The organism is Aeromonas sp. s1(2024) (assembly GCF_040908005.1).
GTDB lineage: Bacteria > Pseudomonadota > Gammaproteobacteria > Enterobacterales > Aeromonadaceae > Aeromonas > Aeromonas caviae.
The window spans coordinates 51227-67620 of sequence record NZ_JBFOCW010000052.1 but is presented as its reverse complement, the minus strand read 5'-3'; the positions used below and the strand labels follow the sequence as shown (position 1 = coordinate 67620).

The window sequence follows — 16394 nt, the reverse complement described above, 5'->3', positions numbered from 1 at the left end:
ACAGGATCTTTAGCTACAACCAATTGAAATAGATAGAAAAAAGGCTTCGTTTGTGATCTGATTTAATCGCAAAAAAAAACCGACACGCCCGAAGCCATGACTATTATAAATGCAACCCAGTACCTCAAGCAACTTCTTAGCTCTTCTGAACTCAACCGGATCGGTAAATTTACCGGTTTTTGTCAGCGACTCCGGGATATCCAGCCTGCGAGACTACTCCCGGCTCTGCTCTCAGGGCTTGGTTGCGACAAGGTGGATGGTATTGCTGGTTTGCATCGCCATTTCAATGCGTTGCAGCTCCATGATACTGACCAAATAGCGTATAAACCCTTTCACAACCAGTTACGCAAGCAGGGTTTTCCCTTGTTCATGCGCGCACTGGTTGAACGAGCCATCGCCTTACGCCTCAAGGAGTGTCTACCGGACGCCCACGGACTGGCAGGCTTTGAGCAGGTACTGCTGCAGGACGGGTCGTCATTCGCGTTACATCCGCAATTGGCAGAACATTTCCCGGGCCGATTCAATAAGCACAGCCCCGCTGCGGTAGAGTGTCATATGACCATGTCCTTGCTGGACCAGTCGCCGATATCGATGAGTATCACGGCGGATACCGAATCGGAGCGCAAGCATCTTCCGGCCGAAAATTCGTTAAATAACAAACTGTTATTGGCGGATGCCGGTTACATCAGCCGCGAGTACTTTGCTGATGTGACCAAAGCCAAAGGAAGCTATCTGGTCAGAGGGAGTCAAAATCTCAATCCCAAAGTACAGGCAGCTTACCGACAGGACGGCAGGGAAATGCCCAAGTTACTCGGAAAAAAGCTCAAGGATATCGATCGGAGAAGCTGCAGAGCCGAGGTTCTGGATCTGGATGTGAGTTCGGGAAAGTATAAATATCGACTCATAAGACGTTGGTTTGCAGAGGAAAAACGGTTCTGTATATGGATGACCAATCTTCCGCGTGAGCGATGGCCAGCCGAGAAGGTGATGGCATTGTATCGTTGCCGTTGGCAGATCGAACTGTTGTTCAAAGAGCTGAAATCACATAACCGGTTGAAGGCGTTCGCGACACGACAAAAAGCGATAGCGGAAGGCTTGATCTGGGCTAGTTTGCTGGCCTTGCTGGTCAAACGTCGGCTGGCGCTGACGCTGATTGGCAGCGCGGAGTTATCGATGCTGAAGATTGCCAAAAACAGCGCGCTTTGGTTAATGCCGATATTGGCGAGCATCATCCATGGTGCGTGGCAGGAAATAACAGAGAAGTTGGAGTGGGCAATGGTGTATTTATCCAAAAACGGCAAAAAGAGTAGGCAGAGAAAATCCAAGCAAAACAACACGTTAGACGGTATTATTAATTCGCTTGCCGCTTAAGGTTCTGTACATGAAGGACAGGTAAGTTCAGGGATAACTGAGACAGTAAAAGTGCTACTGTAAGGTCGAATCATCCCGGCCACTGCTTTAGGTGTATAGCCACTTCCATTTCCTGAGTGCCAGACTATTAGGAATCGATAATGAGCAATCAGATTCTCTCCGCTACTGTAGCCAGCATTACCGAACTGAAACGTAATCCGATGGGCACCCTTAAGGAGGGTAATGGTTCTGCAGTTGCTATCCTCAATCGCAACGAGCCAGTCTTCTACTGTGTGCCACCTGAGCTTTTCGCCTACTATGTTGAACTAGCCGAAGATGCCGAGCTGAACCGTATAGCTGATGAGCGTATCGCATCACTCGACAGGGTTAGTATTTCGCTGGACGACCTATGATGTCTATCAATCGTGCCAGGACAGAATGTTGCCTTGGTATGTAGTGCGTGAGCCAATCTGATACATCAGTTCTACAGGTTACTCGAGGAAATGCTGATTTTTGGCAACCTCCAGGGCTAATAAGTTATTGAAGTTATGGAAGAAGATCTCGAATATCACATTGGAGTATCTCGGAAAGCCGGTAGGCTTTTTCAAGCGTGATATTTACGGTTCCTCGCTCGATGCGCCCTACATAGCTCTGATCGATATCAGACATTAAGGCGAGCTGTTCTTGGGTGATGCCGAGTTCAGTTCGTTTTGCACGCAACTTATTACCAAATTTCTTCGCTATATCATGCATTTATCGCCTCACTTGAGGCGAAAACTATCTCTGGTTGCTGAGCACAAGTGAAGGGACTATAATCCCTATTTGTACCCAATAATCTAACTGGCACTGGGGAATGTGTTAGAATATGCCGACAATTCAATTGCCAACACCAATCTATGTAGCTCTTGAAGTTGATAAACTAAATAACTTCACAATATCTGAATGTTTAAAATCTGGATATGGTGAAAAAAGTAATTCGTACAGAAATGCAAGAGAATATAGCTATATATATATACAAGTAATGAAATTAGTGAGTTTCGGTCTTCTCAGAAGAATATTTAATGGGCGATATGTGAGGTTTGTCAAAACAGAGGAGTATGTAAATGCAACTATCGAGCTTATTTCTATTCCTGTAGATGAAACAAAGGCTCCGCAGATTGAAGTTTTATCTAGACTTCAAGCGAGATATTGTGACTATGAAAATAAAATACAGTCACTTTGGGGGGAGTGGAGAGAGTATGATGAATTAGCAGATTTATATCCACAATTTGAAAGCCCTATTATAGTCGCATCAAACCAAGTAAATAAAAAAATAAACACCATATTGGGAAGACTTAATGCTGTCAAAATTATCATTGAAGCTTTGGAGAAAGAGAATGAAAGTAATACTGCCACCAAATAGAATGATGATGCTTTTTTCATTACAGAAATACTAATTAACTATCAAGTGGCTTTGAGTATAGGTACAAGAGCTAGTTTTTATCATTGTCTGAGTTTTGTAGTTCCCTAATTAGAAAAGGGCTTAGAAATCGCTCAATGTTTTTATGGAGGCCAGCAGCTTTAACAGCATGAACAATATCTATAAGTACACTTGTGTTCTGCACGACCATACTTTTTGCTTCTTCAACCTGACGCCTTAGAGAAGCATTGGACTTAATTAACTCAGCTCTACTTTTAGTCGATCCAGAGCGAACGCTTTTTCCAAAAGTACCACCGATCTCATCTAGCTGCATTTTTTTATAATGTTCAATAATATCTCTGCGACTTGTTAGAGTACTGACAGCTCCGGTGATGATGCCTTTTTCTTTTAGTCTGATATGTAAAGATTTATTAGAAATAGGGGATAACTGATATCCTTCACGTACCATTGCTCGCAATTCGGATTCAATTGCTTCATTGAGAGCTTCACCTGACAGTTTTTTATGCATTATTTGCTTTCTCCAGCTTTTTATGTTCAACAGCAAAAATTGTGGCGAGAGTTTTTGGTTTTTTATCAAAATCAAAGTCAATTAAATTGAACTTTACCTTAGTAGATTCAATTTTTCTAGAACCTTCTTTGACTCGCTGTAAGTTTTTAGAACGACAAGAAAAATCTAGTATAAGTTCATCATGCTCAGCTTGTGTTAATGTCCCTAACACCAATAAGTTGTTGAGCTCTTGAATTTGCTGTTGGAGCAATGATATTTTTCGTTCTAACTTTACTGTATCGTCCGCTCTTCCTATTACCGTGAAATAAGGACATGCTGAACCGTCTTGACACTTCATGGAGTATGGGCATGACCATGCCTGTAGTTTTCGCATACAGCTTCCGAAGTCGAGTGGATGTAAATCAGCATGCCTATTTAGCAACAAATTCTTTTCTGGTTTTGACTCTTCTTGGCTCCATGCCTCACCAAGGCCTGCCATTAAGTCTAATGAACAGGATTCAAATATGTCTTCTAGGAACGAAACTTTATCTTCCTTTGTCGTAAAGGTGTGAGCATTCTGTGCGATGGCATTACCGATGTTCAATCTTTGGTTAATTGAAATCTCACCTGTATTCTTTATCAAATCTAAAGGTGTCGGCACTATCGAAACATCCAACTCTGGTTCGTTCATGAATGAGACCATCTGGCTACTAAAAGTTACCACTTCGCTTGCTAGTGCTCGTTGTTCAATGGCTAAATGTTGATATGCAGTGTTTTGACTAATATCAACACGGCCCATCATGACAGCTTGTAGATGGTCAGTTATTCCCGCAATAGCGAGGAATGTGTTGATAGTGTGACGAGGTATGTGTGTTGTAAGTTCAGGGAAATTACCATCTTCATCTACCAGGTTGTATTTCTTGAATAACGAAGTGCCGCCTATACCATCATTTGCACCTATAAACTTCAACATATCACGCATTGATACTCTAGAAGGTAAGGGTTTTGTTACTGAGGACCTAACCAGTGAGGCTGAGCCTTCTGGCACGATGAATAACATGTCCTCTACATTATAGGATATATTAGTTCCTGATTTAGAGTCTGTGAAATTGTAGATGAAATTTGTATTCAGCTCTTTATTGGATGAGATTTTCTTCTTTAAGAATTGCTCTATGTCATCGGAAGAGTAATAAAAAAGTTTTTGTCTGCCATTTATCACATCGATTCGGGAAGGCTCAATTCCAAATTTAGCCAGCGCCTTTTTGGCATAGTCTCTTTGAGCAGAATCACCTCTAGTTTGAGCAGTTATTGAGGATGATTCAGAAATATACGATATTATTTCATCTAATGAAATTTCATCTTTACCATGCAGTTCGATTGGCAATAGTGAGCTAAAACCATTTCCTCTACAGTAGCTAAGATGATTTCTAATGCTTCTGGTAAGATTTAAAGTATCCTCAAAAATAGTTTCTACTAAATCTATAGCTAATGGTTCTACCCAATGGGTCCTATGTCCTGCCTGCTTCTCACCTACATATACAATGCCTAAAAAATAATGTTTCAATCCTTTGTTTTTAAGAATAGCGATTACTTCTTTATCTTCTACATCAAGTATTTTCAACGCATCAGCCTTTAGCCTCTCAACTTCACCAAATCTAAAACCAGTGACCATAAGTAGCATCAGCATATTAAGTAATATTTTTTCACCATCTGTCGTCACCATACCACGTACAGCGACTATATTAAGAAAGGTCTGTATAGTGATCAGTTTTTTACTCTCATCTTCATCAGTCTCTTCAGCAAACTCAGCATTATGAAAAGCTTGTATTTTTGCTTGCGTAGCTGCCTCAGTCGACTTGGATGAGGGTCTTTTTTGGGTGACTTTATATTCTATCGGATTGAATGTTATTCCTAGTCTATTTATGTACTCGCATAATTTCCTCATCGCAGTTTGGCTATCTGCAGCGTTATTTAGGTTACTCATGACTGAACAATGCGCCAACATCGACTGTGAGATTATTTCATTACTGAAAGCCTGAACAGTAGGAGTTATATCGCCATTAATTAGCATGCGAATGTAAAGGCGCTTCAGCAGCAAATTGTCGCGATTCAAGGCAGATATTGATATCTTGTGGTTTTTTAGTTTTATAAGGAAGACGATAAAAGACTTCATGAAATCACGATAATCATCGTAAATTTCTTTGCTTAGATCTATATGAACATCACCATCAAGATAAATACCTTTATTTATACTCTTAATGCTTTTGAACTCAAGATGGCCAGAGCTTCTACCTGAGAAGACACCTTTTTGTTCAGAATCCGAACTCCAGCTATCATCTTCCCATATAAAATTAACATCAGGCTTGATGTTTTCAAGGAAGTATGCCTTCTGTTCCGCAATAAATATTTTTAAGTTGTCAAATTTATCCTTCATTATTTTAATCCTCCTTTAATGCGGTTTATGACCATCTGTACTTCACATTTTAAATTTGCAATAATGTCTAAGGCGGGGTTATGAATATTTCCAGACTTTTCACTAACCTCTAGTGTGTCAATAATCTCCTTATTTATACAATCTAGAATGGCGTGGTGCTTTACTAAGTCGGTAAAAGGTCTGAAGTAAAAGCATCCATAACAGGAGCGAACCTTCGCAAGAGTGCAATCTTCACCAGGTCTTTCACATCCTCCAATCTTAATGTGAAGCTTACCTCCTAGCGTGCCGGAAACGGTCCGTTTTAACCATGTTTTTTCTTGAACGGCATAACCAGTGAGTAATAGATTGATCATGTTTTGCCATACTGGGTTGTCCCCAAGAGCTTTACTTTTCAACATAGCCAATTCTGGAGTGGCAGAAATATAGTATGTAGCCGCGATTAAAGAGCTATGGCCTAACATATAGGCTATTTCATCAGCACTTGCTCCAGCAAGTGCTAATGAGTGACCAACATTATGCCGAAAGTCATAAGTTGTTAGCCTCGGTAAAATAATATCCCCTTTAATAATCTGCTCTTGTACTGACTTTGGCTGCATAGATAATAACATCTGCTGTAATATGTCGTTTAAGTATCTAGTCAAGTCTTTGTCTACCAAAATGAAACGGTCTTCTGGCTGCAGTCGAAATCTATTAATGTATTCAACAATAAGTAGACCTAGTTCAGCAGGTAAAGCTATTTTTACTTTGTTATTAGTGATCCTAGTTTGCTTGGCATATGGCATGTTAAGACTGTATCGGTATAATCCAGATGACTTGTTACTTGTATCCTTCTTAAAATCCAAAACAGATATCTTAGCAAACTGAACAGGCCGCATACCGGTGTAGAATGATAAACCAAATAACGTAATGTTTTCCACATCAGCATTGCTAAGATTTAATAGATTTTTGCTTGCAGTTACAATAGCGCGCACAATCAATGATTTTAAAGGGGAGGGGAATGCGTTTTCTAAATCTTGATATTTAAGGAATGGATTGTTGCATTTAGGGAATGGGATTAGAATGAAATCGCCAATGTTTTCAACAGAAAAGCCTGGGAAATCGAGCTGACACAGAAGCTTTGCTATCCCTTTGGTTGCGAAGTATTGTTCTGGATTTTCCAACAATTCTTTTGAAGATAACTTATCTTTAAAGCCATCAAAGGTAAAGTTTTCAACATTGAAGCTCTTCTTTATAACTCTAAAATTTGTGTTGCGAAGAGGCCTGCCATAATTTATAAATGCAGCGGTGCAATATTTTATGAGAAGCTTTAGGGGATGATGTTCGATATCAGAGAAGTTAAATGTCTCAGTTTCGCCACCTATCACAAAGCGCCATTTGTCCTCCGATGTCTTGGATGTAACTGAATCAAAGTGAGAGTCTGTCTGAATAGTTACATGTTTAGGTATTTTTAATCCAGTAATAAAGGATATTTGTTTGGGTGACAGTATGATTTGTTGATGTATAATGGAGGGGTCAATTGACATTGTTAATCCTCATATTCTCGGAATATCAAGAGTTTCAAATGTTTCGATAAAATGTTCATCAAACATTTTTAAACTTTTTTCATTTGCACTTTCAGCAATAAAACGTTCGGCATAATGGTTTGGCATCACTGAGTTTTCCGACCAGCCACCTAACTGACGTAGCATATCTTTTGCTGACGCCATAATTCCCTTCGTATTTACCGCGCCAGCCTTAATAAACTGCTTTTCAACCTGGTAGTAGAGATTCTTCAACTGCATGTATGCCCATGTGTGACGAAGCATATGTGGGTGTACATTTTCCAAAAATTCAGCCTTAGTTTGGTCAAAATATGCAGGGAATTTGTCTTTCATGATTTCACTAGCATCGATAATTATTTTATATGCAGCCTTGTAGGTGAGAGGGGGGCATTCACCTATCGATGAACTAAATAGAAAATTGTGTGATGCCCTAAGCTTCACTTGCATCATAAACATTTTTATGATTTTGTAGTCTTGCATTGAAATTTTTAGTTCTCTGATACTATTGCGAGTCTTAATCGATGGTTTATTTTTTCGTGGATCGACACCATCATCTAAATTGGCCACATACATATAGGCTATAGTTTCTGCCATATTTAGTTTGAATGAAGATTCTCGGAGAAGAAGGGTCTCGCCAATCCTTAAACCATATTGTGTAAGGAGCTTCACCAGAATGAGATTCCTAAATCGAACATAAGCTGAAGCAGTCATTCTACCATCACTATCTTTCTCAATTTTTGCTGGTAGCTTAAAAAGATAAACAAAATCCCTGAGCTGTTCATTGGTCAAGCTTTTATAAAGGTTTTTGTTCTTATTTCCTAATCGAAATTTAGAGTGATTATTTGCTGAAAGACTTAAGTATGAGTGTAATGTCTTATTTAGATTGTATGTTTTTTCAAAATCATCCAATATAAAATGTGGTGTAATATAGGAATCTATCAACCATGAGATAAAACGGCAGACTGTTTGATATTTTGATACATGAGTTTGAGTTTCTTTTATTGAATTTTTTTTGTGAATTGTAGGAAGTGCAGTAACGTTATCCATGTAAACTTTACTACTACAAAGGAAAATCCAGAAGCCTTCTAACTCTGAGATAATTTTTGATATGACGGCACCGGAAAATTCGTCTTTATACATAGAATAATCCAGTGTGCAATTGAACTTAGTAAGCCAATACTCATGGAAGAACATTATGTTAGAAAGTGTACTGATCTGATAGTTGAGGGATTTGAAATGCAGTTGTTCTATGCAAAATTTCAGCGACAAGAATGTTGGTTGCATGACTTCACTGTCGAAGAGGCAGGCACGCTTATCATCAATTTTTATCACTTTATACATGTGTACACACCAAAGAGAGGACAATGTTGTGTACACAATAATACATGGACATTATACAAAAAAGATGATCTGACTAAAATTCAAGCATAGCATTCTAACATATTGATTTTTTTGAAATTAAATGAATGTCCTCAAGAAGAGATGTAGTAGAACACAGGTATATCGGATTTAACATAATATACATTATGCGCAGTGTCGTATTTTATGAGTCCCAGGGCATAATCAATCAAGGATTGCCTTTAGGTCCCGTGTCTTGGTTATGAGTGCAGTTTTATTGTTCACCATTGGTTATCAGTCATATGTACGGTTCTGGTCGAGCAAGTGATCCAGCGGCTTGCGGCTGGCACTCTCGTGACGTTCCCGGTTGCCGGTGTGCAGGTACTTGGAGGTGGTGTCGATGCTGTCGTGTCCCGCATCGGCTTGTACGTGGGATAAAGGCCGGCCGTGCAGATTGATGTCATGGGTGATACCGGTATGGCGAATGGAGTGCGGCGTCAGGGTTCGCATTTCAGCGGCATCCTGATCAAAACCGTCTTGTTCGGCGAGGCTTGCGGCCTGTTCAAATACCGCCATTACCAGGTCTCGAAGCTGGCGGATACCCAGATTGGCATTGAGTTCGCCTTGTTCGCGGCCATGGGCCGCCGCCTTGTGGCGTACGAACAGCGGGGTCTGCTCGCCGGGGGCCGGCAGTGGCGAAAGGCCAAGAAAGGTACGATAGCGAGTCAGGGCTTCGAGCAGAGCCTGAGAAACGGCCACGGTGCGACGTTTACCGCCTTTGCTGCGGGGAATGTCATAACCCCAGACGCCCGTTTTGGCGTCACGTCGAAACTGGCCCATGACGGGGCTGAAACCCGGCCTGGCCGCCACCTCGGAAATCCGCAGATAACAGGCATACATCAGACAGATGAGAAAGCGGCTGCGCTCATGTTGTGCCGGGCATTCGGCAGCGAGCTGTTCGGCGGCTTGCATCACATAAGACCATTGCAGCTCAGTGAAGGATTGCGCGTCTTCACCAGCCTCCTGGGGGCCCGCACGTTTAACCCGCTGCAGCAGGAGAGCCGGATTGCGATCCATGTACTCCTCCTGGATGAGAAACTGGAAGAAGGCGGACAAAATGGCGAGTTTTGTCTTCATCGCCTGCTCACTCAGTCGATACGGTAGCTCCCGGCCCAGTTCCCGCTTGCCAAGAAACGGACGCCACAGGGGGTTTGGCAACCGTTCCCCCCACTCCTTGTCGAGCACGAACTGGGCGACGTTGCGGTAGGCAATCAGTCTGGACGGTGGCGCCTGGCAATAGTCGAGATAGCGCATCATGATGCGCCTGGTGAGATCCCTGGGGCTGATGGCCACCTCGCAAAAACACCAGTGCAAAAAAGTGGTCAGCTCACTGCGATAGGTCTTGTAGTTGTTTTCGCTGTGGCGCTGCTCCAGCAGCCAGTCGACGGCCAGCTCATACACGATCCCCGCGTCGGGGACTTTGCCAAGACTCAGGGTGGCGAGGTACTGGTTGACCTGGGGATTGCCCGCCTCAAGGTGGTCCACGCTATCGAACAGTGGCATGGCGGGTGGAAGTGCTGGATGAGTCATGATGGTGTGTGATGTCGGTTGAATGTTTTGAACGGGGCCGCCCCCCCCTGATGCCGATAAATGGGGTTATCGGCATCAGGGGTTGCAGTGCGCCTTGGGGGCAACGACCTGAGGCATCTTGCTGTGATACCCCATGATAACGAGCAATCGGCATATTCAATAAATATGCGGTGTGGTTGGAAAATTCTCGGGGAAAAGAGGCGTGACAATGACTTAAGTTGCACTTTTCATGAATGAGAAAGTGGATTCTGCCTCACATCCCCTTCCCCGCCCTTTCGTCTCAAGCCACGCTCTTCAGGGGCTTCCCCTTTGGCAGTTCAGTATCCAGCTTGTCTTCTTTGGGGGAATTCCCCTGCCCTTTTCCACCGCGCAATACCTGCTGCAACTGATCCCGCTGCTCGGCCAGATAAAAGGCCAGACTCTCCTGCTGCTCCGGTGCAAGCGCGACCGGCGCACCCGCCAGCAGTGTCATCAGCTCATCGGCGGTGTCCAGCAGTTTGTCATAGGCATCCGCCTCTTTCTTGCTGGCAAAGGTCATCTTCTCCACTCCCCCACGTACCACAACATACTTGATCTCAACGGCCATCGCGGCGCCCTCCTGATGATAGTGACCGCAAGTATATGTACGTATATACAGTATTGCAAATACCCTCAGCATGTCGGCGTGCATCGCCAGCCCCTGCTTGGCTGGCGGCGGCCAGTTCACAGCGGAAAACACGTCTTTTCAAAGGGGGGTGTGCAGCGCGGCAAGACAGGGCAGGCGTTTTAAGGTAAATTTCATCAATTCCTTCAACAGGTTGAATCGTATGTCGGATCCGCACTCGGTGATTGTCTGTCCGGCCTGTGACTTGCTGATCGAACGCAAGTTGCTGCCGCTGCGCCGTCACGCCCATTGCCCCCGCTGTCATCAGCATCTGTATGGGCGCTATGCCTTTCGCCCTTCCCAGTTGATGGCGCTGACCATCACCGGATTCCTGTTGCTGCCTTCCGCGTTTTTTGAGCCTTTGATCTATCTTCGTCTGGCGGGCGTGAACTCGGACGCCAACCTGATCAAGGGAATTATGATGCTGTATGCCGAGAGCGAGCTCTGGGTGGCAACACTGGTGCTCTGGTGCGCCGTGCTGGCGCCGACAGGGCTGCTGCTCGGGATCTTTGCCCTCGCCTCCGGCCTGGCCAAGCGCTGGCATCTGCTGGCGTGGACCCTCAAAGCGGTCGAGGTATTTCGCCACTGGGCCATGCTGGAGGTGTACATCGTCAGCCTGCTGGTCGCCCTGTTCAAGCTTATCGACATCGCCGACGTGCGCCTGGGAGGCGGTCTGCTGAGCCTGGGTTGTCTGATGCTGCTCAACATGACGTTGCTGATCCTCTTTGATCCTGCCCCTTACTGGGAGCGGATTCCGCTGCAACATGCCTCCCGGGAGCCGGACCATGTCCCCGATCAGCGCCCGTGAACTGGGGCTTTGCCGCTGCCATACCTGTGGGTTGCTGGTGCGCCATCAACACGGCATGAGCTGCCCTCGTTGTCATACCCCCTTGCAGATGCGCATTCCCCATTCCCTCGCCTGGTCATGGGGCCTGCTGGCGCTGGCCACCTTCATGTTGTTGCCTGCAAACCTGCTGCCCATCACCCACTTCTACAACAAGGGATTATTGCAGTCCGATACCATTTTCAGCGGTATCATGGCGCTCTATCGCAGCAAGATGTCCGGCATCGCCACCATAGTACTGACCGCGAGCATCATCGTGCCCATCGGCAAGATCCTGGGTCTTGGCTGGATCTGCTGGCAGTTGCAGCGCAGCAAGCCGGTGCGCCGCAAACGCCAACTCGTCATGTACCGCATCATCGATTTCATCGGACGCTGGTCCATGCTGGACCTGTTCGTCATCTCGCTGATGGTGGCCCTGGTGGATCGCGGCGTGCTGCTCAATGTGCGTGCCGGCCCCGGGGCGACGGCGTTCGCCGGCGTGGTGGTGCTCACCATGATGTCGGCCAGGATGCTCGATACCCGCCTGTTGTGGGACAAGGCGGCCCGTTAATGTTTTTTGTGTCGAACGCGCTGTGCATCACAGCCAATGTAAGGAGTCGGTATGGTCGGGGCTGAGCCCGTCATTGAGAAGCACCGCTGGTTATCACCGGTCTGGTTGCTGCCCTTCATCGCCCTCTTGCTGGCGGGAGGCTTTCTCTACCAGCAGTGGACGAGCAGTGGTCAACTCATTCGCATCAACTTTGCCCAGGGCAACGGTATCTTGCCGGGCAAGACCCAGTTGCGCTATCAGGGGGTCGCCATCGGCGTGGTCCAGGAGCTGGAACTGGCACAGGATGGTCGCAAGATTGCGGTGCTGGCCAAGGTGGACAGCCGTGCCCGCTCCCTCATACGCAAGGGCTCCGACTTCTGGCTGGTGAGTCCGAAGGCGTCACTGACCGAGATCTCCGGCCTGGACACCCTGGTGTCCGGCAACTACATCAACCTGCAACCCGGACGGGAGAACAACCCGCTGGAGGATGAGTTCGATGCCCTGGATGGCCCTCCCCCTGGTTATCAGGCCCAGGGGCGAACCCTGCACCTGACAGCCGATTCTCTGGGGTCGGTGGGCATCGGTGCCAAGATCTATTTCCGCGGGCTGGAGGTGGGCAGTGTCATCAACACCCGTCTTGGGGAAGAGAACCAGAACGTGATCCTGGATCTGGTGATCGAGCCGCGCTTCGAGCACCTCGTCAAGGCGGATACCCGCTTCTGGAACATCAGCGGCATCAAGGGCTCCTTCAGCCTGGCTGGCGTCAGCGTGGAGGCGGGCAGTCTCACCTCCATCCTGAGCGGCGGCATTGCGTTTGACTCCCCCAAGGATTCTCCCGTGGCGCAAAAGGGGGTCAACTTCATCCTCTACAAGGGGCTGGCCGAGGCCGCCCGGGGTGAGCGCATCACCATCCAGGCGGGGACTCTGCCCATCAAGGAAGGGATGCCCATCCTCTATGAGGGCATCGAGATTGGACGCATCGACCCCATTCGCCTCACCGAACAGGGGCGGAGCGTGACGGCCCTCATCAACCCCGAGCAGGCGTTCCGGGTGACCGGCAAGAGTCGTCTGGTGTGGGAGACGGTCTCTCTCTCCCCTGCCGGGATCAAGCATGCGGATCGCCTGCTGGCCGGGCCCGCCATTCGTCTGGACTATGAACCCGGTAAACGGGTCAACACCATGACCCTGGAGAGCCAGGCACAGCGCGGCGGCATCAAGCTGACCCTGCAGGCAGAGGATCTCGCCGGTTTGAGCGAAGGGGCTCCGCTCTGGTTCAAGGGGTTGCAGATAGGTCAGCTCGGGGCACTGACCCTGGATGCCGGCGGCAATGCCAGTGTCGAGTTGCTGGTGAACGAGCGTTATCGCCATCTGCTGCAACGGGCTCGCTTCTATCGCGCCGCCCCCTTGCAGGTGGAGGCGGACCTCAGCGGTATCAAGGTGGAGACCAGCCCGGCCAGTGCCTGGTTGGCGGGGGGCATCAAGCTGGTACAGGCCCCGAAGGGTGACAGGATTGACCGCCTCTACCCCAGCCAGGAGCTGGCCCTGCTTGGGAGCCGCCATGCCAAAGCGGTCAGCTGGACGCTTCGTGCCGCTCAGGCTGATGGGATCGGTGTGGGCTCCCCCGTCCTCTATCTGGGACTGGAAGCGGGCAAGGTCAAGGCGCTGGATGCCGATGATCGCGGGGTGGCCATCACCCTGGAGATCGATGCCATCTATGCTCCTTTGCTCAAGCAGCAACCTCAGTTCTGGAAGAAGGCCGCCATCGACGGCAAGATCCGGCTCGACGGCGTGCAGGTCAAGATGGGGAACCTCGCCACCCTGCTGCGTGGTGCCATCGAATTCGACAAGCTGGGGACAGGTCGCAGCAGTCATCAGCTCTTTGACAGCAAGGAGCAGGCAAGCTCCCAGGTGCGTACCCTCACGCTCACGGCGGATCACAACCCGGGTCTCGGGGTCGGCAGCCCCATCCGCTATCGCGGAGTGGACATCGGCAAGGTGGAGCAGGTGGAACTGGATCCGACCCTGGGCCAGGTAAGCTTCAAGGCCGAGCTGAATGAGCAATATGCCGCGCGCTTCCTGCAATCCGGGGCGCGCTATGCACTGGTGCAGGCCAAGGTCGGGCTGGGAGGCGTTGCCCACCTCGATACCCTGATCAAGGGGGCCTTTGTGGAGGCGACACCGGGCCGAGGGGCTGGCAAGGAGACCTTCCCCTTGAGCCAGAGTGGCCCCGCCGGTCTTGCCCTGACCCTCAAGAGCCCCTCCGTCGATGGCATCAGCGTGGGCAGCCCCCTGCTGTTTCGCAAGATGGTGGTGGGCAGCGTCACCGGCGTGACCCTGGCCCGGGATGGCAGCGAGGTGCTGATCGATGTGAATGTGGATGGACAGTACGCCCATCTGATACGCGCCAACAGCCGGTTCTGGAATGTCTCCGGGGTCAAGGCCGATATCGGGCTGACCGGTGGCACCATCGAGGTCGAAACGGTGCAAAGCCTGCTGGCGGGCGGGATTGCCTTCAATACGCCGGAGCGGGAGATGGGCGCGACCGTCAAGGCGGGCCATCGTTATCCGCTTCATGCCAAGGCAGAGAAAGAGTGGCTGGAGTGGAGTCCCCGCATCTTGCCCTGAGTTATTCCCCTGCTCGTCAAAAACCGGCCTTGTGCCGGTTTTTTTATGGCCTCATGGACTCTCCCATCAAGAAGGGCGGCGCACTGTGGTAAGATGTCGCCCCTCATTTTGGGTCAGCGAGATTGCGCCGTGCACGACAACACCTACCTCCCCGATCACTTCCTGCGTCACATTGCGGAGTTCATGCCATCCCATCTCTCCATGGAGGCATTCGTGGCGAGTTGCCGGCAGCCGCTGCGGCGCAGCATCCGGGTCAACACCCTCAAGATCACGGTATCCGAGTTTGTCGCCCGCATGGCGCCGCTTGGCTGGCAACTGGATCCCGTGCCCTGGTGTGAAACCGGCTTCTGGCTCACCCGCAGTGATGAGAGCGTCCCCCTTGGCAACACGGCCGAGCATCTGTGCGGCCTCTTCTATATTCAGGAAGCGAGCTCCATGTTGCCGGTGACGGCGCTCTTTGCCAGTGAGCAAACCAGAGGGGATGGCATGTTGCTGGACGCGGCCGCCGCCCCTGGCTCCAAGACTACCCAGATCGCGGCGCTGATGGAGAACCGCGGCATGCTGATCGCCAACGAGTTTTCCAGCAGCAGGCTGAAAGTGCTGAGCGCCAATATCCAGCGCTGCGGTGTGACCAACGTCGGCATGACCCATTTCGATGCCAAGGTCTTTGGCCAATGGCTGCCTGAAACCTTCGACGCCATCCTGCTCGACGCCCCCTGCTCCGGCGAGGGGACGGTGCGAAAAGATGAAGACGCGCTGCGCAACTGGAGTCTCGAGAGCATCGACGAGATTGCCGCGGTGCAGCGTGGCCTGCTGGAGAGCGCTTTTCACGCCCTCAAACCCGGCGGCGTACTGGTCTACTCCACCTGCACCCTGAGCCTGCAAGAGAATCAGGCCGTCTGTCAGTCGTTGCAGGAGAAGTTCGGTGATGCCTTCAGCTTTGACTCGTTGGCCGATCTCTTTCCGGGAGCGGAGAAAGCCTGTACACCGGAGGGATACTTGCACGTTTGGCCCCAGATCTTCGACAGTGAAGGATTTTTCGTCGCCCGGTTGCGCAAGCATCACTCCGTGCCCAACACCATGTTCAAACCGGGCAAGCTCGGCAAGTTCCCCTTCTCGCCGCTGCCAGAGAAAGAGGCTGGCCCCATGCTGCGGGAGATTGAAGGGAATTTTGGCATCGTGCCCCATGGCCAACTGTTTGGCCGCAATGACGAGATCTGGCTCTTCCCTCACGCCTTCGAGCAGGTACAGGGGAAGCTGCGCTTCGATCGCATCGGCATCAAGCTGGCTGAGACCTTCAAGAAGGGATATCGATTGACCCATGAATGGGCTCTGGCTTACGGCCATGAGGCGAGTAAGGGATGCGTCGAGCTGGATGCCTCCAATGCCCGTGAATTCATGATGGGACGAGATGTCTGGCCAGAGCAGGATGCCGGGACTGGGGAAGTGATCGTTCGTTACCAGGGGCACCCGCTCGGCATGGGGAAATGGGTGGGGAGTCGCATCAAGAATGCCCTGCCCCGGGAGCTGGTACGGGATAACAACCTGTTCAATGCGTGAGAGTGGGGTCGCTCGAGCAAAAATAGCGCCTGT

The 16394-nt window shown here is 49.0% G+C and carries 14 protein-coding genes; 7 read left to right on the top strand and 7 right to left on the bottom strand.

Features of this window, described 5'->3' with window-relative positions; all coding sequences use genetic code 11:
* The first annotated feature begins 96 nt into the window (after positions 1–96).
* Together AB5Y70_RS12330 and AB5Y70_RS12325 are read left to right on the top strand one after the other, a co-directional pair.
* Complete coding sequence (locus AB5Y70_RS12330) at positions 97–1371, top strand: IS4-like element ISApu2 family transposase (protein WP_045892401.1); 1275 nt, start codon at positions 97–99, stop codon at positions 1369–1371.
* Between the two features lie 140 nt (positions 1372–1511).
* Positions 1512–1763 carry a plasmid stabilization protein gene (locus AB5Y70_RS12325; RefSeq protein WP_335878223.1) on the top strand — a complete coding sequence of 84 codons (252 nt, stop codon included), beginning with the start codon at positions 1512–1514 and terminating at the stop codon, positions 1761–1763.
* A gap of 133 nt (positions 1764–1896) precedes the next feature.
* Here the strand turns inward: AB5Y70_RS12325 and AB5Y70_RS12320 are convergent, their stop codons facing one another.
* Positions 1897–2103 carry a helix-turn-helix domain-containing protein gene (locus AB5Y70_RS12320; protein WP_182310736.1) on the bottom strand — a complete coding sequence of 69 codons (207 nt, stop codon included), beginning with the start codon at positions 2101–2103 and terminating at the stop codon, positions 1897–1899.
* Between the two features lie 112 nt (positions 2104–2215).
* Between AB5Y70_RS12320 and AB5Y70_RS12315 the strand changes: the two genes are divergently transcribed.
* On the top strand, positions 2216–2752 hold the full coding sequence (locus tag AB5Y70_RS12315; RefSeq protein ID WP_335878224.1) for a hypothetical protein: 537 nt from the start codon (positions 2216–2218) through the stop codon (positions 2750–2752).
* 70 nt (positions 2753–2822) lie between these two features.
* Here the strand turns inward: AB5Y70_RS12315 and AB5Y70_RS12310 are convergent, their stop codons facing one another.
* From AB5Y70_RS12310 to AB5Y70_RS12285, 6 genes are all read right to left on the bottom strand, one after another.
* Positions 2823–3278 carry a hypothetical protein gene (locus AB5Y70_RS12310; protein WP_335878225.1) on the bottom strand — a complete coding sequence of 152 codons (456 nt, stop codon included), beginning with the start codon at positions 3276–3278 and terminating at the stop codon, positions 2823–2825.
* Positions 3271–5691: a hypothetical protein gene (locus tag AB5Y70_RS12305; RefSeq protein ID WP_368176007.1), complete on the bottom strand. Its 2421-nt coding sequence runs from the start codon at positions 5689–5691 to the stop codon at positions 3271–3273. Before AB5Y70_RS12305 ends, AB5Y70_RS12310 begins: the two co-directional genes overlap by 8 nt.
* Positions 5691–7214: a site-specific integrase gene (locus tag AB5Y70_RS12300; protein ID WP_368176006.1), complete on the bottom strand. Its 1524-nt coding sequence runs from the start codon at positions 7212–7214 to the stop codon at positions 5691–5693. Before AB5Y70_RS12300 ends, AB5Y70_RS12305 begins: the two co-directional genes overlap by 1 nt.
* A gap of 9 nt (positions 7215–7223) precedes the next feature.
* Positions 7224–8372, bottom strand: a complete 1149-nt coding sequence (locus tag AB5Y70_RS12295) for a tyrosine-type recombinase/integrase (RefSeq protein ID WP_335878330.1) — start codon at positions 8370–8372, stop codon at positions 7224–7226.
* Positions 8373–8864: 492 nt separating this feature from the next.
* A complete protein-coding gene (locus tag AB5Y70_RS12290) occupies positions 8865–10160 on the bottom strand; it encodes a site-specific integrase (RefSeq protein WP_041201615.1) in 1296 nt (431 codons plus the stop codon).
* A gap of 280 nt (positions 10161–10440) precedes the next feature.
* Positions 10441–10746 carry a YebG family protein gene (locus AB5Y70_RS12285; RefSeq protein ID WP_010674755.1) on the bottom strand — a complete coding sequence of 102 codons (306 nt, stop codon included), beginning with the start codon at positions 10744–10746 and terminating at the stop codon, positions 10441–10443.
* Positions 10747–10966: 220 nt separating this feature from the next.
* Between AB5Y70_RS12285 and AB5Y70_RS12280 the strand changes: the two genes are divergently transcribed.
* The 4 genes from AB5Y70_RS12280 to rsmF all read left to right on the top strand — a co-directional run bounded on the left by AB5Y70_RS12280 (position 10967) and on the right by rsmF (position 16361).
* Complete coding sequence (locus AB5Y70_RS12280; RefSeq protein ID WP_010674754.1) at positions 10967–11611, top strand: paraquat-inducible protein A; 645 nt, start codon at positions 10967–10969, stop codon at positions 11609–11611.
* Positions 11589–12197, top strand: coding sequence for a paraquat-inducible protein A (locus tag AB5Y70_RS12275; RefSeq protein WP_010674753.1), 609 nt, complete (start codon positions 11589–11591; stop codon positions 12195–12197). The genes AB5Y70_RS12280 and AB5Y70_RS12275 overlap by 23 nt, the downstream gene beginning before the upstream one ends.
* A 51-nt stretch (positions 12198–12248) precedes the next feature.
* Positions 12249–14801: an MlaD family protein gene (locus AB5Y70_RS12270; protein ID WP_010674752.1), complete on the top strand. Its 2553-nt coding sequence runs from the start codon at positions 12249–12251 to the stop codon at positions 14799–14801.
* A 129-nt stretch (positions 14802–14930) separates the two neighbouring features.
* The gene (gene rsmF / locus AB5Y70_RS12265) at positions 14931–16361 is read left to right on the top strand and encodes a 16S rRNA (cytosine(1407)-C(5))-methyltransferase RsmF (RefSeq protein ID WP_029314541.1); all 1431 of its coding nucleotides are present in this window, start codon (positions 14931–14933) and stop codon (positions 16359–16361) included.
* Positions 16362–16394 lie beyond the last annotated feature (33 nt).

Excerpts from the sequence above, each read along its gene's own strand:
- AB5Y70_RS12310 (WP_335878225.1), bottom strand. The coding sequence starts at position 3,278 with ATGCATAAAAAACTGTCAGGTGAAGCTCTCAATGAAGCAATTGAATCC.
- AB5Y70_RS12300 (WP_368176006.1), bottom strand. The coding sequence starts at position 7,214 with ATGTCAATTGACCCCTCCATTATACATCAACAAATCATACTGTCACCC.
- AB5Y70_RS12290 (WP_041201615.1), bottom strand. The coding sequence starts at position 10,160 with ATGACTCATCCAGCACTTCCACCCGCCATGCCACTGTTCGATAGCGTG.
- AB5Y70_RS12330 (WP_045892401.1), top strand. The coding sequence starts at position 97 with ATGACTATTATAAATGCAACCCAGTACCTCAAGCAACTTCTTAGCTCT.
- AB5Y70_RS12325 (WP_335878223.1), top strand. The coding sequence starts at position 1,512 with ATGAGCAATCAGATTCTCTCCGCTACTGTAGCCAGCATTACCGAACTG.
- AB5Y70_RS12295 (WP_335878330.1), bottom strand. The coding sequence starts at position 8,372 with ATGTATAAAGACGAATTTTCCGGTGCCGTCATATCAAAAATTATCTCA.
- AB5Y70_RS12285 (WP_010674755.1), bottom strand. The coding sequence starts at position 10,746 with ATGGCCGTTGAGATCAAGTATGTTGTGGTACGTGGGGGAGTGGAGAAG.
- AB5Y70_RS12275 (WP_010674753.1), top strand. The coding sequence starts at position 11,589 with ATGTCCCCGATCAGCGCCCGTGAACTGGGGCTTTGCCGCTGCCATACC.
- AB5Y70_RS12280 (WP_010674754.1), top strand. The coding sequence starts at position 10,967 with ATGTCGGATCCGCACTCGGTGATTGTCTGTCCGGCCTGTGACTTGCTG.
- AB5Y70_RS12315 (WP_335878224.1), top strand. The coding sequence starts at position 2,216 with ATGCCGACAATTCAATTGCCAACACCAATCTATGTAGCTCTTGAAGTT.
- AB5Y70_RS12305 (WP_368176007.1), bottom strand. The coding sequence starts at position 5,691 with ATGAAGGATAAATTTGACAACTTAAAAATATTTATTGCGGAACAGAAG.
- AB5Y70_RS12270 (WP_010674752.1), top strand. The coding sequence starts at position 12,249 with ATGGTCGGGGCTGAGCCCGTCATTGAGAAGCACCGCTGGTTATCACCG.
- AB5Y70_RS12320 (WP_182310736.1), bottom strand. The coding sequence starts at position 2,103 with ATGCATGATATAGCGAAGAAATTTGGTAATAAGTTGCGTGCAAAACGA.